The sequence below is a fragment of the Olivibacter sp. SA151 genome, from assembly GCF_054130995.1.
The window spans coordinates 2,142,834-2,167,140 of record NZ_CP096391.1 but is presented as its reverse complement, the minus strand read 5'-3'; the positions used below and the strand labels follow the sequence as shown (position 1 = coordinate 2,167,140).

General features: G+C 39.6%; 25 protein-coding genes. 6 read left to right on the top strand and 19 right to left on the bottom strand.

What is annotated here, in order from left to right; all coding sequences use genetic code 11:
• Positions 1–135 precede the first annotated feature (135 nt).
• From M1D52_RS08840 to M1D52_RS08810, 7 genes are all read right to left on the bottom strand, one after another.
• Complete coding sequence (locus M1D52_RS08840) at positions 136–735, bottom strand: hypothetical protein (protein WP_437392239.1); 600 nt, start codon at positions 733–735, stop codon at positions 136–138.
• Between the two features lie 227 nt (positions 736–962).
• The gene (locus tag M1D52_RS08835) at positions 963–2,198 is read right to left on the bottom strand and encodes an RNA polymerase sigma factor (RefSeq protein WP_289551984.1); all 1,236 of its coding nucleotides are present in this window, start codon (positions 2,196–2,198) and stop codon (positions 963–965) included.
• A gap of 35 nt (positions 2,199–2,233) precedes the next feature.
• On the bottom strand, positions 2,234–2,587 hold the full coding sequence (locus M1D52_RS08830) for a YciI family protein (RefSeq protein ID WP_013667739.1): 354 nt from the start codon (positions 2,585–2,587) through the stop codon (positions 2,234–2,236).
• A gap of 474 nt (positions 2,588–3,061) precedes the next feature.
• Positions 3,062–3,526, bottom strand: coding sequence for a GreA/GreB family elongation factor (locus M1D52_RS08825; protein ID WP_437392238.1), 465 nt, complete (start codon positions 3,524–3,526; stop codon positions 3,062–3,064).
• 256 nt (positions 3,527–3,782) lie between these two features.
• On the bottom strand, positions 3,783–4,166 hold the full coding sequence (locus M1D52_RS08820) for a helix-turn-helix transcriptional regulator (RefSeq protein ID WP_013667743.1): 384 nt from the start codon (positions 4,164–4,166) through the stop codon (positions 3,783–3,785).
• Between the two features lie 277 nt (positions 4,167–4,443).
• Complete coding sequence (locus M1D52_RS08815; RefSeq protein ID WP_013667744.1) at positions 4,444–5,301, bottom strand: helix-turn-helix domain-containing protein; 858 nt, start codon at positions 5,299–5,301, stop codon at positions 4,444–4,446.
• A gap of 60 nt (positions 5,302–5,361) precedes the next feature.
• On the bottom strand, positions 5,362–5,808 hold the full coding sequence (locus M1D52_RS08810; RefSeq protein ID WP_437392237.1) for a DUF983 domain-containing protein: 447 nt from the start codon (positions 5,806–5,808) through the stop codon (positions 5,362–5,364).
• 563 nt (positions 5,809–6,371) lie between these two features.
• On the opposite strand from M1D52_RS08810, the gene M1D52_RS08805 reads away from it, so the two are divergent.
• Complete coding sequence (locus tag M1D52_RS08805) at positions 6,372–7,139, top strand: methyltransferase domain-containing protein (RefSeq protein ID WP_130858427.1); 768 nt, start codon at positions 6,372–6,374, stop codon at positions 7,137–7,139.
• 58 nt (positions 7,140–7,197) lie between these two features.
• Here the strand turns inward: M1D52_RS08805 and M1D52_RS08800 are convergent, their stop codons facing one another.
• From M1D52_RS08800 to tpx, 3 genes are all read right to left on the bottom strand, one after another.
• Positions 7,198–7,626, bottom strand: a complete 429-nt coding sequence (locus tag M1D52_RS08800; RefSeq protein WP_013667747.1) for a CBS domain-containing protein — start codon at positions 7,624–7,626, stop codon at positions 7,198–7,200.
• 175 nt (positions 7,627–7,801) lie between these two features.
• Complete coding sequence (xth, locus tag M1D52_RS08795; protein ID WP_013667748.1) at positions 7,802–8,581, bottom strand: exodeoxyribonuclease III; 780 nt, start codon at positions 8,579–8,581, stop codon at positions 7,802–7,804.
• Positions 8,582–8,684: 103 nt separating this feature from the next.
• Positions 8,685–9,287, bottom strand: a complete 603-nt coding sequence (gene tpx / locus M1D52_RS08790) for a thiol peroxidase (protein ID WP_457941731.1) — start codon at positions 9,285–9,287, stop codon at positions 8,685–8,687.
• Between the two features lie 298 nt (positions 9,288–9,585).
• Between tpx and M1D52_RS08785 the strand changes: the two genes are divergently transcribed.
• The 4 genes from M1D52_RS08785 (at position 9,586) to M1D52_RS08770 (ending at position 15,779) form a co-directional block, all read left to right on the top strand.
• The gene (locus M1D52_RS08785; protein WP_377610880.1) at positions 9,586–10,158 is read left to right on the top strand and encodes a Crp/Fnr family transcriptional regulator; all 573 of its coding nucleotides are present in this window, start codon (positions 9,586–9,588) and stop codon (positions 10,156–10,158) included.
• Positions 10,159–10,244: 86 nt separating this feature from the next.
• On the top strand, positions 10,245–12,608 hold the full coding sequence (locus tag M1D52_RS08780; RefSeq protein WP_437392234.1) for a TonB-dependent receptor: 2,364 nt from the start codon (positions 10,245–10,247) through the stop codon (positions 12,606–12,608).
• Positions 12,609–12,889: 281 nt separating this feature from the next.
• Positions 12,890–13,591 carry a hypothetical protein gene (locus tag M1D52_RS08775; RefSeq protein WP_437392233.1) on the top strand — a complete coding sequence of 234 codons (702 nt, stop codon included), beginning with the start codon at positions 12,890–12,892 and terminating at the stop codon, positions 13,589–13,591.
• Positions 13,554–15,779, top strand: coding sequence for a sensor histidine kinase (locus M1D52_RS08770; protein ID WP_437392231.1), 2,226 nt, complete (start codon positions 13,554–13,556; stop codon positions 15,777–15,779). The genes M1D52_RS08775 and M1D52_RS08770 overlap by 38 nt, the downstream gene beginning before the upstream one ends.
• Positions 15,780–15,793: 14 nt before the next feature.
• Here M1D52_RS08770 and M1D52_RS08765 read toward each other — a convergent pair whose 3' ends face one another.
• The 7 genes from M1D52_RS08765 to M1D52_RS08735 form a co-directional block, all read right to left on the bottom strand.
• Positions 15,794–16,426 carry a gluconate 2-dehydrogenase subunit 3 family protein gene (locus M1D52_RS08765; protein WP_437392230.1) on the bottom strand — a complete coding sequence of 211 codons (633 nt, stop codon included), beginning with the start codon at positions 16,424–16,426 and terminating at the stop codon, positions 15,794–15,796.
• A 5-nt stretch (positions 16,427–16,431) separates the two neighbouring features.
• On the bottom strand, positions 16,432–18,168 hold the full coding sequence (locus M1D52_RS08760; RefSeq protein WP_437392229.1) for a GMC family oxidoreductase: 1,737 nt from the start codon (positions 18,166–18,168) through the stop codon (positions 16,432–16,434).
• A gap of 363 nt (positions 18,169–18,531) precedes the next feature.
• Positions 18,532–19,293 carry a phosphate ABC transporter ATP-binding protein gene (locus M1D52_RS08755; protein WP_013667756.1) on the bottom strand — a complete coding sequence of 254 codons (762 nt, stop codon included), beginning with the start codon at positions 19,291–19,293 and terminating at the stop codon, positions 18,532–18,534.
• A complete protein-coding gene (locus M1D52_RS08750; RefSeq protein WP_013667757.1) occupies positions 19,290–20,132 on the bottom strand; it encodes a PstA family ABC transporter permease in 843 nt (280 codons plus the stop codon). Before M1D52_RS08750 ends, M1D52_RS08755 begins: the two co-directional genes overlap by 4 nt.
• Positions 20,125–21,015 carry a phosphate ABC transporter permease subunit PstC gene (gene pstC, locus M1D52_RS08745; RefSeq protein ID WP_013667758.1) on the bottom strand — a complete coding sequence of 297 codons (891 nt, stop codon included), beginning with the start codon at positions 21,013–21,015 and terminating at the stop codon, positions 20,125–20,127. The genes M1D52_RS08750 and pstC overlap by 8 nt, the downstream gene beginning before the upstream one ends.
• Positions 21,012–21,968: a PstS family phosphate ABC transporter substrate-binding protein gene (locus M1D52_RS08740; RefSeq protein ID WP_013667759.1), complete on the bottom strand. Its 957-nt coding sequence runs from the start codon at positions 21,966–21,968 to the stop codon at positions 21,012–21,014. The genes pstC and M1D52_RS08740 overlap by 4 nt, the downstream gene beginning before the upstream one ends.
• Positions 21,965–22,339 (bottom strand): winged helix-turn-helix transcriptional regulator, encoded by a 375-nt coding sequence (locus M1D52_RS08735; protein ID WP_013667760.1) that lies wholly within the window; start codon positions 22,337–22,339, stop codon positions 21,965–21,967. Before M1D52_RS08735 ends, M1D52_RS08740 begins: the two co-directional genes overlap by 4 nt.
• A 251-nt stretch (positions 22,340–22,590) precedes the next feature.
• Here M1D52_RS08735 and M1D52_RS08730 point away from each other — a divergent pair, with 251 nt between their 5' ends.
• Positions 22,591–22,935, top strand: a complete 345-nt coding sequence (locus tag M1D52_RS08730) for a helix-turn-helix domain-containing protein (protein ID WP_130858436.1) — start codon at positions 22,591–22,593, stop codon at positions 22,933–22,935.
• A 121-nt stretch (positions 22,936–23,056) separates the two neighbouring features.
• Here M1D52_RS08730 and M1D52_RS08725 read toward each other — a convergent pair whose 3' ends face one another.
• Positions 23,057–23,236, bottom strand: a complete 180-nt coding sequence (locus M1D52_RS08725; protein ID WP_013667762.1) for a hypothetical protein — start codon at positions 23,234–23,236, stop codon at positions 23,057–23,059.
• 264 nt (positions 23,237–23,500) lie between these two features.
• Positions 23,501–24,304 carry a methionine ABC transporter substrate-binding lipoprotein MetQ gene (metQ, locus tag M1D52_RS08720; protein WP_013667764.1) on the bottom strand — a complete coding sequence of 268 codons (804 nt, stop codon included), beginning with the start codon at positions 24,302–24,304 and terminating at the stop codon, positions 23,501–23,503.
• Positions 24,305–24,307: the final 3 nt, after the last annotated feature.

Sequence of the window (24,307 nt, the reverse complement as noted above, 5' to 3'; positions counted from 1 at the left end):
CTTTAGCAAGCTTTAAATAAGTATTTTCCTTCCAAGCAAAAAAAGCAACCTGTAACTTGACTAACAGATTGCTTCATATTACTTTAGGGCAACTTTCTTTGCCAACATTATTCAACGACTCCTCCGACAGGGAAATTACTTGTCAGCCGCTATACTTATTTTGTAGGGATTTTGCTGAAGATAGGCTATACGTTGAATTGATTGCGAAAAGTAGCGATCCAACTCTTGTAATTTTGATAACGCTTCTTGATTCGCTATGTCGGCATTCTTCTTCCGCAGCCTCGCTACTTTTCTTTGTTCCAATGTGAGCGCTTCCTTTAATGAACGTTGCATGCGAGCGATCTCTTTTGCTTCATAAGCTTCTCGTTTAGCAAGTTCCTTTTGAAATTTTTTTTCAATTTCTTCAATCGCCTTTTTACTTTCTTCTACTGCGATTCCCTTTCCGATATTTTGCTCATGCACATTGATAAAATAGGCTTTATCACTTTGGAGTTCCATTCGGTTTCCTTTACTGCCTTGAATACGGGCAACCATGAGGTCGTACTGGTTCCAAAGAATATCAATGTTTCGCTGATGAAATTCAATTTGACTTTTCAGATCGTCTATCATTTTGGCTGGTATCACTAATTCCGGCCCACTTCTGAAATTCTCGTGAGCGCCACTTGTCGTTTGATTAGCAAGTGCGTTACCAGCGCTTGCAATTGCTATTAGACTACTTAATACTAACGTTTTCATACTTTCTTTATTTATTGTTAATCTTATTTTCCACATTGGAACGATCGAGATCATCAACCATGTTTTAGCCCCAATGACCATTTATGCCAATAATTCACATTATCGTTCCAAAACAATAAACAACTGATTATCAATTAAATAAATTATAAAATATTAGGTTACACTGTTCGAAAATGAACGATGGATTGTTCGCTATTGAACAATTTGATTGACAAACAGAAAGATTGCTACTTAGTGAGAGGGTCCACTTTGTGTAACAACTGCTCAATATATTTTTTGAGAATGCTTTGGTCAGCATCTGATTGCGTGTAGACTAACGCGGTTCGATAATAAGCTACTGCTTTTTGATTATCCAATCCCGTATACAGATTTCCCAGTAATGAATAGTAAAAAGGATTATCTGCAAGGTTTAATTTTTCTGCCTCCTTAATAGCTTCTTCCTTTCCATTACTTTTAGCCAACGCATAGGTTCGGTTTAAGGCTGCTATGGGTGAATATTCCAAAATGAGTAAATGATTATATAACTGTAAAATATTCTCCCATTTTTCTTTTGTATCTTCTTTATGCGTGTGCCAATAGGCAATACCTGCTTCTAAGTGATATTTGGTTAGTTGACTACCTTGGGAGGCTCGGTTCAGATAATAAATCCCCTTTTCGATCAGCTCTTTGTTCCAGAGTTGCTCATCTTGATCGTCATACAAAATCATCATTCCGTTTTGACGAATACGAGCGTCAAATCTCGATGAGTGGAAACACATAAGTGATAACAAAGCACTTACTGCGGGTTTATCTGTATGATGGTTCTCCATCAACAAATAGGTTAAACGCATAGCCTCAGCACAGAGATCCCGACGCAATACGGTGTGATGAGAGATAGAATAATAACCCTCTGAAAACAACAGGTATAATGCCGTTAAAACGGTATCCAATCGAGCATTAATTTCAGTTATTTTAGGTTGCTCAATCTTAATATTTTCATCTTTTAACTTTTCTTTGGCTCGCTGAATTCTTTTATAGATTACCTCTTTGTTTGTTAAAAAAGCGTTTGCAATTTCTTGTGCACTAAAGCCACATAACAGATTGAGGGCTAAAGAAATTTGCGCCTCGCTTGAAATACAAGGATTGCAGACCGCAAAGATCATTGCCAGCTGGCTATCACTAATGTTTTTTTCTGATAAATCAATTTCCAGTTCTTCAACTTTATCGGTAATGTGCTTTAAATCAGGTGATAATTTCTGCTCAAATAAGTTACTCCGTTTTAGGTGATTTTTTGTTTTATTTTTAGCAACCGTGTATAGCCATGCGGTGGGATTATCAGGAATTCCTTTTATACTCCATGATTCACTGGCAGAAAGAAATGTATCGCTTACGATATCTTCCGCTATTTCTATATGTTCTATACCAAACAGATAACAGAGTACCGAAACCAGCTTACGGTACTCTGTACGAAATAAATGTGGCAAAAGCTCGCTGTTGTGCATTGTCCGGTCAAGCAGCTTTATTCATGATAATCGGCCGGCACAGCTAGCCTTATTTCTACATTTCCCCCCATCTGTAAGATGGGGCAATCTTTTGCGATCTCAGTAGCTTCGTCATAATCATACGCTTTTATAATGATTAAGCCACCAATGGATTCCTTGATTTCGGCATAAGGTCCGTTAATCACGGTTTTGCTACTCGTAACCACCTTTCCTTTGGCATCCCAACGTTGCAATGGTCTAGCGAGTTTATTTTGTGCGGCGATATTCCCCAGCCAATCCTGCCAAGGTTTTATACTAGCCTGCAATTGTTCGGGCGATGGTGCCTCTTCGCCAATAAAGGATCTACGGAATATTAATAAAAACTCATTCATTACTTTCGTTTTTTGATTTACAATAAAAAATTCTTTTTCGACTTCATCGGTTCAAAGATAAAGTTTACGTAACTACTGTTGAAATGGACATCAAAGGAGCTAAGCCATGTCTTCATTATTTCTATTTATCTGCTTTAACGAGAAGACATTTGAACTTTAAAAATTGGACAACAGACGAAGTTTTTTATATTCTCTATATACAGCCGGCTAATTTAGAAAAGATTATTTATTGTTGCATTCATCAATAAACAAGGAGTTCAGCGGTTATCGGGTCGGATAACCGTGTGTTTTTTGAAATGATGGCATGGGTCGTAAAAGTGCCGAAAAATAGACCCATGGGATAAAAAAAATTGTAGGAAAAAAAATGAACCAAGGTTAAGAAGCTGCTGTTAAGCATATCTGAAAGAAAAGGCCCAACGTTTGGAATTTGCCAGGCACTTTATACTAAGTGTACAAATATCGCATAACCCGGCTTTATACGATAGCTAAGATTTGATAACACCTCTTATTGAATGTAAGGCACTCCCCAACACGCTTTCCTAACATCGTCTGTCCAAAAGGAGATACAGGAGAGATAACAAAAAAGCTATAGGGCGAAAGTTCAACTGTCCCAAGGGCAATTGCCAAAAAAAATAAGCCATCATTGGTTTGCACCAAACTTCCCAATTGAACAATATCACTCGCTAACGCAACAGAAACACCATCAAGTTGATATTTTAACCGGTTTGCTTCTGCCAATTGACGTTCATTTCTATTGATTTCTTGTTGCATCATTTCGCGCGTAGTTTCGTATTTATCTCCCGCGCTACTTTTTGTATCATCCGTTGCTGCATCTTTTGCATAGCAAATCCCTTGCTGTGCATGATCAATACGCTCGTTCACGATCTCATGGCAACGTTTATACAGCTTAGTTTTTAATTCATTCAATTCTTTATTCATAGGAAGCTAATTTCGAAAAAATAATTGCTTCCTGATCCTTCTCTATTACATAATTGTAAATCGGTAGGCTATCCATATCGGCCGTGTTATAGAGAACCATCATACCGTTTTAATAATTTCTAAAGTCAATCTTCCAGCTGAACGCATTGGAATTCCATTAATAAAACACCTATAACCGTACAGGTCATCCCAACAAAACATTAGTTCCGAACTTTGGAAGCACCTACGTTTTCGGATCAACTGATAAAAACCGCTGCTATAATGCGGAAATCGAGATCGTCCTCGTCTGGATATTGTTTGCCGCAAGAATATGGTTATATTCTTCCAATAAACTGATGTACTTGTCCTTCCAATAGTTTATCTTTTCACGCTCCTCATCTAAAAATCGCATATGGAACATCTTGCTATCATTAAAAACTTTCTGAAACTCCTCAGCAGAAAAAAGCTCAGGAAACTCATTCGAAAAATCATGTTTTAAAGCGCAGCCTATTTTGAAAATGATTTCAGGCTTAAATTTAGGCTGATTAAACCAATTGTAAATAGATCTTCTATTTACTTTCATCAATCTCGACAATTCGCTGATACTATAGCCATTGCGACGGATGGTTCTTTCAATAATTTCACCGTAATGCTTTTCCATATTTTTAATTTTAAGCGGTAAAAACAATTTCTATACAAAGAAAGGCGACAAATCCGTGATTAACTAGAGGAAAACCCTTCAAAAAACACGGGAAATACCCTGTATTTTAGAATAAATCATAAAATAAAGGCAACAAACAAACAGAAAAGATAAAAATATATTAACAATAACTTAATTTCGATAAACAAAACGCAATACTGATAAACCCAAAAGACCTTACTGTAGAAAAGCAATGGCAAACCGGCTGGGTAGCAAAAAAAATAAAGCCGGTTATTCTTCAAAACTGCTTTCTAAACTCCTCAGGCGTTAATCCGACATATTTTTTAAAGAACTTGGTGAAATAGGAAGGATCGTTGAAATTTAATTCGTACGCAATAGCGGAAATCGGGAGTTCCAAATTAACAAGTAAACGTTTTGCTTCCAACACAATACGATTTCTAATTAATTCACCCGCTGATATACCCAACATATCTGAACAAAGTGCATTTAGGTAATTGGGCGTTACATATAAAAGTGCCGCATATTCTTTCGGCAATCGCAAAGTTTGAAAGTTCTGATCTATTAACCGCTGAAAATTCCGAATGACTGTTTGATTAACCAAAGAACTACCATGGCTTTTCCCTATATGAGAGGCACCAATACATAGAAATAGTTCTAATGCTTTCACGCGTAAAGCATCTAGATTCATTGGATTAATAGTTTCCCGAAGACTAATCATTTCTTCAAAAATCTTTTCAATCTTTCCTTGAAGCGATAAGGGAATATCCAAGACCGAATCCTTAGCTATTCCATTAAAAAAAGTAAAATCGTTAAGGTAATCCGACCGCATTAAAAACGACTGGAAAAAGGAGGTGGAAAAATTCAGTACATATCCTTCTATCTCGCCTTCAAAATTCCAGTGATGCACTTGACCCGGCACCATAAAATAAATCTGAAAAGGCTTTACCTGAAACTGTTCAAAATCGATTGTATGAATACCTTGTCCTTGTCTAAAATAACCTACATGAAAGAAAGCGTGTCGATGGGGAACCAACAACTTCTGATGTTCCAGGATGTAGGGAGCAAACGGCTTAACTAAAACATCATTCTGCGTAACCCCCAAACCAATAATATCATAAACAGGGAAAGCCTTCATATGCCTCACAAAGGTATCGCTTATTCGTCAGTCATAATGCATAAATAATACTTCCACAAATTATTTCTTCTGCTGTTGAACAAAATCGGGTATATAACGTAGTCCCGGGGTTAACCAGAACAGCAAGATGACACGCGAATATCGATAATTTAATGGCGAAAGCAAAAGCGCTGCTGCAAGTGCTGCACCTAAATACAGCCAGGGTGACTCCAAATTACCGGTTAGTAAATAGGTGCCTACACAGGCGGCGATTAACTCGGCCACGTTCATGGCATAGCTCACAAACATAGCAACATAAAAATAACCAGGCTCGCGCTCAAACTTCAAACCGCAATGTGGACAGTTTTCATTCATTTTTTGAATTTTAAGCCCGTAAGCTTTCCCGGTAAACATGGCGCCTGTACGACAACGTGGACATTTCGCTTCTAGCGCAGCGCTCCACTCACTGATTTCTTTCGAATTTTCCATATTTCTTTTTACAACCTGAGGGACATCTTTATCCTTCATTTGCCAAAACTAAACAACGCACTTTATAACCGGTGGTGTGATTTACGGAGCTAATGGTATAATTTACCGATTCGATGGCATGATTTCTTGAAACCATAGGTGTTACGGCTCAAAATGAGGCAGACCAGAGCATACCAAATAAATAGAAATAAAAAATATACCATTAGTTATCAAATAAATAATATGATCTATATAAACTTTTTATACATAATACTAGCAAAGATTAGTTGACATTAATAAAATAATACATAAAGCTAGAAACTGCATAATCACCTATTTAGGGAACACATGGCTTAGCGCGCATTAGGGAATCTCCTCTTCCCGGCATTTTTTTGTAAAGACTAGAATATAACCTATATTAAAAGTTTATAAAACAACACAAAATATCTGATTTCAAACAATTTATAATGTTTTGTAACAAAGAAAAAGCTTTTATTATACCGACTGTCTTTTTATTAAACTGGCCGGATTGAACCTCCATTCGAACGACGTCTTCTAATTGGTCTCCATTTTATCGTATTTCATTTGGATAAATTTTACCTTTATGAATAAAATCAAAAACTATGGCATGGAATCCGGCTCTCTATAACAGATTTAAAAAGGAAAGGTATGCACCTTTTTATGATCTTTTAGCACTCATTAATTCAAAGCAGGGAATGACCGTTCTTGATTTAGGATGCGGCACCGGTGAATTAACCAAAATGCTTTCTGAAGAACTCCAAAACGCTGAAAGCGTATTAGGAATAGATTCATCGTCAGAAATGCTGGAAGAATCTAAACACTACCAAAACGAACGTGTTTCTTTTGAGCGAAAGACAATCGAAGAACAACTAAACGAACCAAGTCAATGGGACCTAGTGTTTTCCAACGCGGCAATCCAATGGATTGACGATCACGCCCGTTTAATACCGAAAATGATTTCTATTCTGAAATCCGATGGACAGCTGGCTATTCAAATGCCTTCTCAAAAGGAGAATGTGCTGAATCAAATGTTATTGGATATGGTTCAGGAAGAGCCGTTTTCAAGCGCATTAAAGGGATGGAAAAAGATCTCTCCTATATTGAGTATAGATGAATATGCCCAAATCTTATTCGAAAATGGTTGTAAAGAAATGAATATTATTCAGAAAGTTTATCCTTTAATAGTCCACAACAGCAATGAGCTCCTCGAATTCATCTCAGGATCTGCATTAATACCTTATTTCGAACGTTTTACTGACGATATCAAAACCTTATTTATCCAAGAGTATCAAAGACGTGTACAGCAGAGATTTTCCGCCTCCCCTATCTTATATGCATTTAAAAGAATACTGATTAAAGGTGATTTTTGAGTCATTTAGTGAGTTTTCATTAGTTGGCCTACTTAGCTTTTTTATTCTAATTCTTTTCTTAACTATTAATGTAACTCTCCAAGTGGCTGATAGTTTGCTTCTGATCTTCAATAATATATTTAACAAGATCGCCTATTGATATAATCCCTATCAAGTTACCGTTTTCTACTATCGGCAGGTGCCTGAAGTGCCGATCAGTCATAAGCTGCATGCAATGATCAATGGAATGATTCGGTCCAACGGTATGTGGATTTGATGTCATTACCTCATGAATGGCAGTATTTGCGGAGGCCCTGCCTTTGAGAATAATTTTTCGGGCGTAATCCCTTTCCGTAAAGATACCGAGTAACACACCTTGATCAACGACCAACAATGCGCTAATGTTTTTTTCCATCATAATTCGTAAAGCCCCCAAAACGGAATCATTGGGAGATACCGACACGATGGATTTAGCCTTATTTTCAAGAATATACTTAACTGTTTTCATAACGTAACTTAGTTTTGTAATTGGCAAACAAAAAGTATGGGGCTTGATAAGCAAAGGATCGGCTAAGACAATATAGCAACATGCATAATTACCCTAAAATTAATACTTTTAATGAAAAAAGTCAACTAATTCTACAGCTCCTGTGTCGGCGATTCGTAGCGATTTCCATATTTGCTTACGGTAGATCACGCAATTCTATCCAAACCGGGGCATGATCGCTTGTTTTTTCCCACCCACGCACATAACGATCCACTCCGGCTGCAACCAGTTTTTCAACCAGTTGTGGGCTGAGCAAAAAGTGATCAATACGTAAGCCGGCGTCGCGGCCATATGCATTACGGAAATAATCCCAAAAAGTGTAAATCCGCTCGTTGGGATATAATTGTCGAATTGCATCCGTCCATCCTTGCGTCATTAAATCGGAGAAAGCCATACGCACCTCCGGCCGAAATAATGCATCGTCTACCCAACGTTCCGGTTTGTATACATCGAGTTCGGTGGGGATCACATTATAGTCGCCCGTTAATATCACAGGAATATTCTTATTCAATAACTCCTGTGCGTGATTGGCTAAACGCTGAAGCCACTTGAGCTTATAGTCAAACTTAGGTCCGGGAACCGGATTACCGTTTGGCAAATAGAGACATCCTATATGAATGTTATTGATACTTGCTTCGATATATCGGCTATGTGTATCCTCCGGATCTCCCGGAAGTACACGTCCAAACTCTATTATATCTAGATGTCGAGCGAGGATGGCCACGCCATTCCAGCTTTTCTGGCCATGCCATATAACATTATAACCAGCTTCTCGGATTGCCTGTTCGGGAAATTTTTCCTGAGGGGCTTTTAACTCCTGCAAGCAAACGACATCGGGCTTCGCCTCTTCCAACCAACGAAGCAATACGGGCAATCGGCCATTAACACCATTTACATTGTATGTAGCTATTTTCATCTTTGTATTTTTAAGCCTCTTTTATTTTTAACGTAATAAGCCGGTTAACAAGTAACCGGCTTTCACTTTAAATTCACTTTTATTGGACCCAGTAAATCCTATGTTATTGGATAACTTTCAAAGCGGCCTGATAATTTGGTTCTTGAGCAATTTCGGGCACCTGTTCTTCATAAATGATTTTGCCCTGAGGATCAATTACTACTACGGCGCGACTTAGTAAACCTCTCATTTGGCTGTCTGCAATTTCAACACCGTACTCCTCACCGAAATTTGAACGGAAATCGGACAACATAACAACATTTTTTATCCCCTCGGCCCCGCAAAACTGTGCTTGAGCAAAAGGTAAATCTTTAGATATACATAACACGGTCGTGTTGGGTAGATTAGCTGCGTCTTCGTTAAATTTACGTACAGACGCTGCACAAACACCGGTATTAACGCTGGGAAAAATATTGAGGATTACGTATTTTCCTTTGAAGTCGTCCAGCGTCTTTTCAGATAAGTCAATAGCGGTCAGCCTGAAGTTTTTTGCTTCGCTCCCAACGGAAGGTAATGTACCAACCGTATGTACGGCATTGCCCTTTAATGTAATAGATGTCATTTTTGTTATTTTATTTAATTGTTGATTTATAGTCGATGGTGACTGAGCATAGCTCTCCCCATATAAAGTAAAAATAAAACAAAAGAGCATTAAATATTTCATCATACTATTATTAAATACAAGCAAGTTAGCGGATTTGTTCGAATTCCTCATCGCTTTATTATTAACATGGCTATTATTTTACAAAAGAATGTACGATGAGTCATTCGTACGAAGTGAAATAAATCGATATACTATTGGTTTGAAGGCAATTGCGCTGAATCAAAAATCTTGCTCACAAACACCAATAGCATTCACCCCGGCAGGAAGATGATGATGACAATTGTTATGGGAGACCTTTTTTAAACTTCTTTATGCATTCTATGGCACAATGATTATTTTGCCGGTTGCAAATAAAAAAGCTATGTATGACACCTTAAGAATATTTTTTCATAAACTAATACCTAAATTAGATGATGAAACCTGGAATAGTTTTGTTAGCCTTCAACAAGTCAAACACTACAAGAAGGGCGACATAATCAGTGAAGAAGGAAAAACAAACAACATTGTATCTTTTATTCAAAAAGGAGCAGTAATGGTTTATAACCATCTGGATAATAAAAAATGTGTTTATAATTTCTTCTTCGAAAATGAGTACACAGGCGACTATGAAAGTTTTCTGACACGTAAACCCGCTCTATATGGTATCGAGGCAATTGAAGACTGTATTTTGTTTCAATTACACTACAACGGTTTACAGTTAATGTATGAGAAGCATCCGGTGTTTGAACGAGCGGGTCGACTAATTGCCGAAGCTCAATTTTTGAGACTGACAACAAGAAACGCGTCTTTATTAGCTGAAAAGCCTGAAGAACGTTATCTAAACCTTATTAAAGCGAAGCCGCAGGTTATACAACGCATACCTCAATACCACATTGCATCTTACCTAGGCATTACACCGGAAGCCCTGAGTAGGATTCGGAAGCGGATAATGTGAAAACTACGCACTATAAGCAATCGTTTATTGACTTCGATCAACAAAAAGATCCGAAAATGCCATTTTTTTTGTAAAAAAAGGCATATATGAAAATCGTTTTTTTCCTATTCATCACATTTTACCTTGTACAGACCAAGGCTCAACAAGTAACTCAAATTGTTAAAGGCAATGTTAGCGACGAGGCTTCTAAGCAATCATTGCAAGGTGTTACGATTCGACTTGCTTCTAACCTTTCCAAAACCACCCTAAGTGATTCCTCTGGTAATTTCAAATTAACGGACATTCCGCTTGGCAGACAGCGATTCATTATAACCGCTGTTGGCTATGAACCTCTTTCATTAAATAACATTATTGTAACAGCAGGCAAGGAAGTGGACTTAACAATCAGTTTGCGTGAAAGTTTAATGAATTTGGACGTCGTCGAGATCACAGTTAATGAAAATAGCGGGGGACGTAAGGTTAACAACGATATGTTAAGTGTGAGCGCCAGAACTTTTAATATGGATGAGACGAAACGTTACGCAGGTTCATTAGGCGATCCCGCGCGAATGGCTACTAATTTTGCAGGTGTTGTTTCTACCAATGATACTCGAAATGACATCATCATCCGAGGAAACTCTCCAAATGCTATGCTATGGCAATTGGAGGGGCTTAATATACCAAATCCAAATCATTTTGGTTCTCTTAATAGCATGGGAGGCTCCGTTAGTATGCTGAACAGCAATTTGATTGATCAATCTGATTTTATGACAGGGGCTTTTCCTGCCCAATATGGCAACGCATTATCCGGTGTGTTTGATCTAAAACTTCGCAACGGAAATAGTGAGAAACACGAGTTTGTAACGCAGATGGGGTTCAATGGCTTCGAAGGTGGAGCAGAAGGCCCTATAGGCAACAGTAAGGGGGCGAGCTATTTGATAAATGCCCGCTATTCCACCTTATCGCTTTTTCAGAATTTAGGTATTGAGTTTGGCACCGGCGGAGCCACTCCTGAATATATGGATTTAAACTATAAAATTAACAGTCGTATCGGGAAGCATGGTAATCTTTCCTTATTTGGCATTTGGGGAAGAAGCAGCATGGATATTTTGGCAAGCGAATATGATCCCGAAGGTCAATCCTATGGCAACGAATATAGTAACCGTTATCCCCGTTATCAGACCAGCATAAGCGGATTAAGTTATAAATACCAACTGAACAAAAAAACCGCTATCAACTTTATTCTGGGTTATAGCCGTACGAACGAGCAATTTGATCGAGATTCGGTTAATCAAGAAAACATCAACCAAACGATACCTGACTGGCATTGGCGTTTTAAAATAAACAAATTCTCCGGCGTTCTTCACCTCCATCATAAATTCAATGCAAAGCATAGCTTGGTAGCGGGTATCACAGAGGATTTCACCAATTACACTCTTTTTAACAGGAGGATGCGACATGGAATAAGTGAAATGATACTGAACAATCGGAATGGTGACTTTGGCTTAATGCAAGCCTTTACTCAGTGGAAATTCAGAATGACAGATCATTTTAGTATGGTCTCCGGTTTGCATTATCAGTACTTAAGCCTTTCACAAACGAATAGTTTAGAACCTAGAATCGGCGTTAAATACGAGGGCTTAGGATCCCATGTTTTTGGCTTTGCATACGGCCTACACAGTCAAATGGACAATATTCTCACCTATGCTACAGTTACGACAACGGCGGCAGGCAATCGATATACTAATGAATCGTTGGGGTTTATACGCAGTCACCAATTTATTTTATCACATAATTGGAACATACGTTCCAATACCCATCTTAAAACAGAACTGTATTTTCAGCGGCTATTTGATGTTCCGGTCACGAAAGCTCCGAGCTCTTTTTCAACATTAAATCTTGGCGCCGAAACCATTCCTGTTTTGCGCGATAACCTGATAAATGAAGGAATTGGAAGAAATTATGGCTTAGACATCACCCTGGAACGTCTTTTCAATAAAGGCTTTTATTACTTGCTAACCGGATCCTTTTTCAGTTCTAGGTATCAGGGAAGTGATGGCATATGGCGCAACACTGCCTTTAACATGAAAAATGTTTTTAACTTATTGGGGGGTAAGGAATGGAAAGTAGGAAAACAGGAAAACATATTCGGTTTAAGCGTAAAGGTTTCTCGGGTGGGTGGACGTTATTTATCGCCGGTAGACATCGCTTCTTCTGTTATCGACGGCGAAATTCAGTACGAGGAAACAAGGGCATATTCTTTACAGCAGCCTGCTTATTTCCGGGCAGATGTAAAAGTCTCCTATCGCAAAGAATTCACGCGGGCAACTATGGAACTCGCTCTCGACCTGCAAAATGTAACCGATAATAAGAATATTTTTCGCCAGGAGTGGAATGCTCAACAGCTTAATGTTATCAACGTCTACCAGCAAGGTTTTTTTCCCGTTCCTTTTGTGCGATTCACATTTTGATAATGTTATCGGATGCTTTACATACTGAGATAAGCATTGATACTTATCTCAGTATGCTCCTTATTCAAACATCAGCCCATGCGTTTATTCTTCATTCGTACTTCACGGCGATTGATAAATAATTTGGGCAAGCCTCAGACAATATTTATATTTAGCTTTTATTTGTCGGTGTGAAAAAACACGAAAGGCTTTCTACATACTATCCATTGACCCATAAAAGCCAAATCAGATGGCTTAGAATCCTCATAATCAGCATACTGTTTGGCTGTAGTGGAAAAGAGATGCCTGAAATATATGTTGATCAGCAGACAGAAGTGTATCTTCGAGATACCAACATCATAAAAAAAAGCTACTTGCAGGCCTTAAGTCTTGCCAAATCTACCGGATTAGCTGTAACAGCGCTCACCGACGAAGAATTTAAAAAGATTGGGGTTCGCCGTAACCAACTACTCATAACAGCCGACACGATAGGCGCCCGTGAAGAATCTTGGGGCTTTAGTTTTCAAGGCCCGGCAAGCAATCCAGGACAATGTATTTTTTCACTTACTTATACGGGCACTTTAAGTATACAAACACCAAATCGTTCGGTTAAATACAATCTGGAAAACCAGAAAATGATTGATCAGGAAGCGGGAATTCCGGAAGCTTTTTTGTTACACTTCAAAGCGCTCCCAATAAAACCTTCAACCGAGGAAGAGGAGAACATACCGACAGACGTACAGCTGACAGGACGGGGTGTACTGCTTAAACAACCTTATGTCGAATGGACTTATCCCGACTCCAGTATGGAAAGAATATGGTCTAACGGGAGGGAATGGGGATTTAGCGAGCTGCCTTCGAGGAAAAATCATGCTGCCCCAGGGGCACTGGTCCTTGCTTTTGAAAAACCCACCGGTTCTCAACGCTTGGTCATGACAACGAAGGAACTGCAGATCGACAAAAAAGTTGACCGAACGCCGTTTCAATTCGATCAACACCGGTAATCCAAAAACATCTTTGCTTCAAAACCCCCGGAAACGGGGATTGACAGCCTTTGAATCTTACGTATCTTTGATCATGCAACGCATTTCCCGCACGATTACCATCTCAAACCGTATCCTTTATCGAATACCTGGTAAGCTATTATTTATCAGCATCAACACAGGCTTACATTTATTTCAACATGTGCGGTTCACCTTTACTTTATGTTTATTGCTTTCAATAGCATTCAATACTTCTTATGCCCATTTATCGGAAGACTCTTTGCGATTGGTTTTAGACCGAAAAGAGCTATCTAGCCAAGATCGATTAGAAACAATGGCTCGGTTAGCTGAATTTTTATATTATAGAAGAGATCCCAGGTTAGCCTTCGAGTTACTAGATAAAGCACTAAAATTATCAAAACGGCTTGATAATATTGATCAAACCACGAGCTTATACGCGCTTCTTGCCATGCAGCATAGCAACGATGGAAATATACAGCTCGCCTTGTCAAGTTTAGATAGCGCCCAATTTTATGCAAAAAGATCAGCGAACAAACGGAGCAAAGCCTTAGTCCAGCTCTCCAAAGGGACAATTCAGCTTGCGCAAAATGAGCCGCATGAAGCCATTGCCAGTTTATTGCTTGCTGCCAAAGACTTCGACGGGGATCATGATTATTCCTATGAAAGCAACCTTTATACAACAATTTCCACCATTTATGGCCAATGGTCTGATCTTCCCAATCAAGACAAATACGCGCGAATAGCGCGTTATAGCGCTGAAAGGAGTAAAGATCTCGATAAGTTAATTGCTGCGTATCGATGTACAGCCAATAACTTTATGGCGCACTATGAAGCCAACACGATCCGAAAACAATTGTTGGACTCTGCGCTTGTACGAAATAAAGCGGCTTTCTCTTTGGCAAAAAGGAACAAAGATCGTATTATTCATGTTACTGAAATTGCCGCATTAGCCAAAAATATTGCCGCTATTTACGAGCAATATTTTCCGGAAAGTTCACACGATTCTGCTCGTTATTACCTGGAAATCGCTATTGAAGAAGCTCAATTCAGCAAAGAAAACACAGTGCTTGCAGACAGCTACGTCATGTTAGCGAAACAACAAATTGAAAAAGGCAATTTGACTGAGGCCGAGATGCTGATGGGAAACGCAATAATGGCACTTCATCGAGACCCTACTGTTAATAATGAAATTGAAGCAAAAATTTTCTACCGCCTTGCCGTCATGAAGGAAAAGCAAGGAGATTTAAATGGCGCTCTTCGCAATTACAAACTTTATGTGGATGCCTACACTACATTATTCAATACGGAAAAAATGAGCTTGGGTAAACGTTTAGACGCTCAATATGAGGCAGGAAAAAAAGAAAAGGCACTCCTGGTATTACAGCAGCAAGTTCAATTTAACCAGAAGCTGAATCGCATTTACATCGCATTCAGTCTGACAAGCTTTTTAACGCTCCTCTTTCTTTTTTATGCCTATAAGCAGCGGGTGAAGGCCATGAAGCAACAGGATAAATTGCACCAAATGGAAGTAAATAAAATCAGGCAGGAACATCGCATTTCCCTTTTATCCGCCATGCTCGATGGCCAGGAGCAAGAACGGAGCAGGTTAGCACGTGATTTACATGATGGTTTAGGCGGATTATTATCAGGAGTAAAAATAGAATTGGCAGGTTTCATGCAACTTTTAAAAAACGATAGTCAACAACAGCTAATGAATAGAACTTTACAGCATTTGGACGGAGCGATTGGAGAGCTCAGACGAATTGCTCACAGTATGATGCCTGAGATACTCATGCGTTACGGACTGGGAGAAGCCATACGTGAATATTGCCAAAAATTGAAATCTTCCGGTATTAACATCCAGTGTCAAATCTATCACTACACCAATAAAATGGAAGCCTCCAGGCAATTGGTACTGTACAGAATCATGCAAGAACTGGTAAATAACGCAGTAAAGCATGCACATTCATCTCTTATCCTGGTTCAACTACAGCAGATCGAGCAGTCTGTAACACTTATTGTGGAAGATGATGGAAACGGCTTCGATGTGAAAGCTTTATTAGCAGCCGGTAAGGGAGCGGGTTTAACAAATATAGAATCCAGGGTTGAATTTCTGAATGGAACGATGGATTTCCATTCAGAAATAGGAGCTGGTACAACGGTTACCATTGAATGTAACGAAGTATAAGGACATTAAACAATTTAGTCGTTACCGGTAAAACCATATTGCCGCCATACATCTTCCGGGACTCCATCCCACGGCCCGGGGCGGTTACCGACATAACCAATATCCTTCACCCCAATTTCACTGGTAAAAAAACCGGAAGCGGTGAGATTTCGCATTAAACTAAAAAAAGCCACCCCCTGCTGCATTTCGGGTCTTGCCTTCAGCGGATAGGCTATTTCATCTATCAGCGTTAGCTGATCCCTTTCACTGCATTCAACGAAAGGCTTATTAAAACGCTTTAAACACTGCACGTCCAGCCATTTTAAACCTCCCCGCATGGGTAATTTGTAGTCAGGAATGTCTTTTACCATGAACTCGATAAAAGCCGGTACGCCGGCCTTTGAAGCACTTTCAGAAAAATCGTCTTTAGGGATAATAATATCTGCAAGCACCGTAATAGTGGCCATTTCGTGTTCCGAAAAAAAACGCTCCTTACTTAGTTCCGTGTTACGGGCATGTTCGAATTCCTGCACACCAGGTAATTTACCTGAATTTTGTACAGACTCTTCCACCGTTTTGTTAGCATCTCCTTGTCTACATGATTCTAACAAAAGGCCTGTACCCACCGTAGTAAGCCCTATCGCTTTAATCGACTCTCTCCTGTTCATTGTCGTTAAATATTAAGTTTACTTCTTTGTTCTAAAATATGTTCTGCCGTTCGCATAGACAGTGCCAAAATCGTCCAGGTAAGATTTTTATCTCCCTGTTGTACAAAAGGTGCGGCATCTACTACAAATAAATTTTTGCAATCATGTGATTGGCACCATTTATTTAACACCGATTTCTTTGGATCGTCACCCATACGAACCGTACCTCCTTCATGAATGATTTTTCCCGGCGCTTCTAAACCATAAGATGTATCTGCGCCATAGGTAGGAGATGTTATGATCGCACCCATTTCGTGCATAATAGATTGGAAAGTTTCCTGCATGTGCTTGGCCTGAGCCACTTCTTCCCTACCCCATTTATAATGGAACCTTAATACCGGAATGCCGAACTTATCCACTTTATTCGGATCGATTTCGCAGTAATTATCTTTATGTGCTAAGGCAGTACCTCGTCCTGCCATTCCTACATTTGCACCATAAAAGCGCCTATAATCATTCTTTAATGAAACACCATAACCACCTTGTTCCTTCGTTTTACCATGTTTATCAGGTACCTTTCCATTCACCGACGGAACCCAATCCAGAAAACCATAAGAAGGCATGTGTAAGCCGCCGCCATACTCTATGTGATACCCACGCGGAAAGTCCAATTTTTTGTTATCGAGCCACCATGGTGAATAAATATGTACACTGCCTGTTCCGTCTTCATTATAGCGCTTTCTCTCCATTAATTCCGGAATAAAGCCCGACATGCTTGAACCTGTCGAATCATGTAAATACCTTCCTACTAATCCGCTGCTATTACCCAGTCCGCCGGGATGAGCCTTCGATTTTGAATTCAGTAAAAGCCGGGCAGACTCACAAGCACTGGCGCCTAATATCACCAATTTACCCCGTACGCTATATTCTTTCAAATCTACCGTATTCACATAAGAGACACCGGTAGCCAAACCCTCGTCATTGGTGAGTACTTCACGTACCATCGCGTTATCGATCACCTTCAAATTATTGGTTTTCATTGCCGGAATTACCAAACAGGAAGACGAAGAGAAATCGCCATAAACTTTACAGCTACGCCCACATTGTCCGCAATAAAAACATGTTCCACGCCCCTTCATCCCAGGAAGCGCCTCCGTCAATACGGAGCCTCTGCCTGGAATAACAGTGACACCGGCTTTTTTTGCGCCTCGTTTAATAAACAACTCATTTAAACGGGGTTTTGGTGGTTTCAGAAAAATACCATCGGGTTCATTTGGTAGCCCTTCAACTGTACCATAAATACCAATCAGTCGATCCACTTTATCATAAAACGGCTTTACCTCCTCGTAAGTAATGGGCCATTCGTCAGTCACACCGTCGGTAGGCTTGAAATCAGCTGGTCCCATTCGAAGAGAGATACGTCCCCAATGGTTTGTTCTTCCACCAAGCATACGCGCCCTAAACCATTGGAAATCAGTTCCGTCAACCGTAAAGTACGGTTCACCTTCCAGCTGCCATCCTCCGTAAGCGGCGTCAAAGTCGCCAAAGGGCCTTACCGTGGATGCGCCGCGTCTAGGTGATTCCCACGGCCATCTAAGTTGCAAAGCATCTTTAGCTGGGTCAAAAAAGGGACCCGCCTCCAACATTAAAACTTTAAGTCCCGCATTCGCTAGAACGTATCCCGCCATGCCACCGCCGGCGCCGGAGCCAACTACAATTGCATCATACACTTGGTCCTGCTCCTGAATTTCAAAATGTTTCATTAAACGTAGTTTAGTTTATCGTTAATGCCTTCAACGAAACGCACACAAAAGTTTTATTCCGATTTATATATATTCCGTATTAGACATGTTGGTTGTTAGCCCCTAAAGATAGATGATTATTTTGGAAATTCTATAAACATGCAATAAAAAAAATGCATTTTTAGCCATGCTAATATGTTTTAGGTGATCATGATTAGCAAGCGTTTTGTCACAAACGTCACAACGCGTCTATTGGAAAGCTTGTATCTACAAGCTTTTTTAGCTAGCTTTGTGTTGGGTTTAGTTACAAAAGAGATTGGTGCAACGCCAAATTGATAGCCAACTCTTTAAATCCTAAGGGAATGGTTTCCGTTCCCTTTTTTGTTAGCTTATAAAACCTTTTACATAATCTTTAGTCAATGCTTCTTTTGGGTTCAACAGCACTTCTTCCGTTGGCCCGAATTCGATAATTTCCCCCATATATACGAAGACAATAAAGTCGGACACCCTTCTGGCCTGACGTAAAATATGAGTAACAAGTACGATGGTATAGTTTTCTTTCAGCTTGATGAGTAAATCCTCGATTGTCTTCGTAGAAATTGGATCGAGTGCAGAGGTTGATTCATCCCCCAAAATAATCTCCGGTTCAACAGCAAGTCCCCTAGCGAGGCATAATCGTTGTTGTTGCCCAATAGACAGGGCACTGGCAGACGTATGGAGACGATGCTTCACTTCTTCCCAAAGCCCAACTGCTTGTAGGTAATGTTCCACTAAGACATTCAACTCTTTCTTATTTTTTAAACCATGTATACGTGGGCCATAGGCGATATTATCATAAATTGACATCGGTAATGGAAATGGCCTTTGCGCGAGTAGTCCCATTTTTTTTCGTATGTGGGTAACTTCCGTTTTTGGTCCGTAAATATCTTCTCCGTCCACTAACACACTTCCGCTTATATTTACTTCCGGGATATCGTCCAGCAACCGATTAAGGCTTTTCAATAAGGTTGTTTTACCGCAACCTGAAGGGCCTATGATAGAGGTGACGCTTTTATCAGGAATATTTATGTTGATGTTTTTTAACAAGTGATTACCACTGATGTGTACATTTAAATCTTTTACACTGATATGAGGGGTTTGCGTCATGACTTTTTGCGTCTTTTATTAGTAAGCAACGTGCTTAAAACCACAATAATTAAAATGAAAATGGATAAAATGAATGCAGAAGCGTAGGCCCTGCCTTGTACTTCCGGAATCGGGCTACCCAATTGAAAAAATATGGCCAAAGGTAAGGTTGCCGCCGGCTCGTTCAGTGAAGTGGGAATGTTATCGCTGAAACCTGCAGTAAACATAACAGCGGCGACATCTCCTACGCCTCTTCCGAAAGCCAATAAAACAGCTGTTAAGATACCGGCTTTAATTTGTCGAAAATAAATTTTTGCCATCTCCCAACGCGTTGCTCCTAAAGACAGCACAGCCTCTTTTAATTCCTTAGGCACATGAATAATCACTTCGTCCAAGGTTCTTACCATTATAGGAATAACCAATAAAGCCACTGCAATGACGCCGCCCAATAAGGAGGCCCTAACTCCTAGATAAACCATCAAACTGAAAGCAAAGGCACCATAAACAATGGATGGGATCCCGAACAAGACATCAAAGGAAAGTTTGGCAAAACGTGCAAAACGATTTTCTTTTTTTAGATAGATATTTAAGTAAATTGCCACAGGTAAGCTGATGAGCATACCTAGCAATGTTGCGCCACCGGCGACGTATATCGAGCCGATTATTGCGTTCAGGACGCCGCCCGATCGTCCAAAATAATAGCCACCATTCGGGGTTTTTGTTAACATATCTAAACTTAAAAAAGGCAAGCCTTTTATAATAACCGTGCCAATGATTAAAAAGAGCGATAGCCCTACCAAAATAGTCGAGCCTATCATGAGACCCTTAAAGATAAGTTCTTCTATTTTTCTTCTACGCATTTCGAACGCTTATTTTTTGGAGGATTAACCTGGAAATTATATTAAAGATCAAAATAATGACGAATAGAGCCAAGGCTGAAAACATAAGCGCAGCATCGTACAAAGGAACCGACATCATTTCGCCAAAGTTATTAGCTAATAAGGCCGGCAAAGGATAAGCCGGGTCAAAGATCGACTGCGGCGCAATGGGTACATTGCCGCAAACCATCAAAACGGCTATTGTTTCGCCAAATGCCCTGGATACAGCCAGCACGATGGCGGCTATGATTCCCGGCATCGCCTTCCTTAAAACTACCTTTTTGATGGTCTCCCACTTCGTAGCACCCAATGAAAGCGATGCCTCCCGCAGTTCCTTCGGAATGGTTTGCAAAACCTCAACTATAATACTTACAATTAGCGGAAATATCATAACAGCCAATACGATCCCGCCGGCTAAAACCGTAAAACCGGTTGAGAAATCAACAAAAAAAGGGGCAACATACTTTTGGACTAAAGGCACAACAAATAGCACTCCCCATACACCGTATATAACCGGTGGAATACCAGCCAACATGTTGATCATAGGTAAAAAGAAATTCTTAAACCGATTGGGCGCATATTCAGAGACATAGATCGCAGTAAGCAAACATAATGGAATAGCAATCGCTATAGACATGCCCGTCACCCACAATGTCCCCATAATGAAAGGGTAAAACCCGAAGGATCCTTTTAGGGGACGCCATACATTCGAACTTATTAACTCCCAGATGGAATAGTCTTGTAAAATAGGCAAAGAGCGCCAATAAAGTCCAACACCTATCAACAAAACCATTGATACGGATAAAATGGAGAAAACGAGCATCGCTCCACTAATTACTTTATCCTTGAACAAACGTATTTTCATTTTATTTTTGCTAATTCCTGAGCCGTTAATTCTTTATTCAAACTCACGTAGCCATTCTCAGGTAAGCGAGCCTGCCCCTTTGCTGAAAGAATATATTCTAAGAAGGATATGAGTATTTTGTTTTTTGGTTTGCCATGGAATAAGAGGCCAAGTGTTCTTGCTGGCGGGGAAGGGTAACGACCGTCACCGATTGCTTGATTTAAACTATCAAGATTTTGATAATAATACTCATAAGGGTCAATTTGTCCATTTTTGTTCCAATCAATAGGAATGATTTGCACATTCTGCTGCGGCTTTCGATCTTTTAAACTATAAACGTAATTCAAGTTACTGAAACCAATCGATAATGGATCTCGCATAATCGCTTGAGCCTGGCCCGGATCACCAAACACACCTATTCCCAACAGATCCTCTTGGGAAGCGTCAAGAAATTTCGCCCATGTTTCCGCAGCACCGGCTGCATCAGATCGAACATACACGTGCATGTCGTAGTCATTGTCAATACCTGCTAACTGATTCCAACGGGTGATTTTTGCTTTCAAAAAAACATCAATAAATTCCTCTTTTGTTAATCCACGCTTTACAATCTGTTCTGCCGCAGGGTTGTTGGCATTACAAGTTGCCACGACGGCATCATTTGCTACGTTGACTAGAAAAGCGCCCTTCTCGAACTCCTCCGGATGAATATCACGCGACACCATACCGATATCTACCATATCGGATAATACGTCGGCGATTCCTTTACCGGCACCTCCCGCTGAAATATTGAAACGTACGTTTGGATGATTTTCTTTAAAATCTTCACTCCACTGTATGAGCATCGGATAAAGCGCAAAAGCACCCGATATAGATATGGTCTCCTGATTTTCCTGTCGTTCTTTTTCTGTGTAGGTACACCCGATTATTCCAAGCAAAACGCCACCTATCAATCCGAAAGATAAGTATTTTATCATTTGTTAAGTTGATTCAATTTTCTTGCTCGGAAACATCTACCCCAATTACTTATTTCTTCAATCACGCCCTTTAGCTCATACGCGATGGCCGTTAGCTGATACTCCGTATATATTGGCCGTTCCCTACAGGCACCTTTTGTTATCAACCCGTTTCGTTCCAGCACTTTTAGTTCTTTTGATAAAGCCCTAGGTGAAATATTTCCGATATATTCTTTTATTTCGTTAAAGCGCTTATGTCCTTTGGCTAAAGCAACAATCAATTTTAAACTCCATTTACCACCTATAGCATTTTGTGCCTCATGGATAGAAGATAGGTCAATAGCAAAGTCAGGCAAAATCGAATCAAGCGGGTATTCTTTAGTTGTTTCCATTTTCTATCACTTACTGCTAAATAAGATAAGGGGTAAAGTTAATAGAAAAAATCAAAAATCTACAAAAACCATAGACATTATATTTATAAACAGGAAGGTTGTCTACGATCGTTATTAGCATTTGTTATGATGTAATAAAAAAATAAATAAAGTCTATTGATTTAGTAGACTTTCTTGTTTACTTTTGTTGACGACAGTATAGTTACAAAGAAGGATGGCGGACACGATTATCTAGACAAAAAGATTCAAGGATGACAAATGCGGAATTACTTTATCAAATAAAAAGTCATAGAAAAGCCAAAGGCTTGTCGCAAGGCGATATGGCGAATAAGTTGAACATTGTTCTTAAGACGTACCAGAACATAGAAAGCGGCATCACTCGCTTGGATATTGAGCGATTGAAACAAATCGCAAGTCTAATTGACTTAAATTTAAGCACTGTATTTAATCAATCACCGGAGACAATGGCGGGCAAAAATATAGAGAAGGAACTATACCATAAATTGCTTATGGAAAAAGAAACGTACATCACAAAGCTAGAAAATGATATCAAGTTCTACCAAGAAATCTTACGTGAAAACAAGCATTTTTTATAAGAAGTAGAAGTGAATGTAACGCCCCCCATCAGCGGAAATTCCTTTGAAGTCGCGGGTAGATTCGAACTACCGTAAAAGGTCATGCAGACCTCCACCTAACCGCTCGGTCACGCGACATTTTTTAAAGATCTTGACTACCCTCCCCATTGTTTAAGGATTTAACTTCATTTTTCTTTTGGCGTTTTTTTTCTCTTATCGACGTATTTTCATCGCTTTCTATTTCCAGGCAACGCAAGCAATAGTCATATTGAACATCTATGTATACTTGCTCTTCGTCGGATTCAATTCCCCCTCTTTTCATGATTTAATATTTTAAATAATAATCCCTCATAGGTGGCAAACAGCGCTTACTATTCAGTCCTTAAGTAGTATCTAAAGCACCACCTACCAAAAACACGAAATGATTTTTCAAACAAAGATAAAGAATTTTTAATAAAGAATATTAAGTCTATAAAATTAGTATACTATATTTTACTGCTTATTAAAGTGACTAGGAGATCGTTTACACACGCACGTATTTTGCAGACGCGCAAACGTTCGTTCGGACCATAAACTCCTCAATCACTTACCAACCCTTGATAGCGCCTCCTTTAAATACTTTTTCTGCGACAGCCTCCACTTCGGGGGATTGGTAGGCTTCAACAAATTTTTTCACCTTTTCTTCATGCTGATTGTCAGTACGAGATACGATTATGTTTACATAAGGCGATTTTTCATCTTCCACAAAAATCCCATCCTTTTTCGCAACCAGTCCAATAGAAGCGGCAAAGGTATTGTTTATGATCGCTACCGTAACCTGGGCATCATCTAAAGATCTCGGCAACTGAGGCGCTTCCAATTCGAGAATTCGCAAACTTTTCGGATTCTCAACAATATCATTGACTGTGGGTAATAGACCGACACCGTCTTTTAATTTGATCAAGCCGACTTTCTCCATTAGCAACAAAGCACGCCCGCCATTAGTAGGATCATTAGGAATAATAATGGTATTACCCACTTGCAATTGATCGATATTTTTTATTTTCTTCGAATAACCAGCCAATGGAAAAACGAATGTGTTACCTAAAATAGCGAAATCATAACCTCGTTGCTTTGCCTGCACATCCAAATAGGGCTTGTTTTGAAAAACATTCACATCAATATCATTTTGCCGAAGCGCCTCATTCGGCATCACATAGTCGTTAAACTGCACAAGCTCGACTTCCAGTCCGTATTTTTCTTTTGCCACTCGTTGGGCCGCTTCAGCGAGGCTATACTCCGGACCGGCTTCCACACCTACTTTGATGTGATTGGGATTATTTTTAGATGCATTTCCACAAGATGCAAACACAATTAAAAGGATTATCCCTAACAAGCTAAAATTCTTCATAAA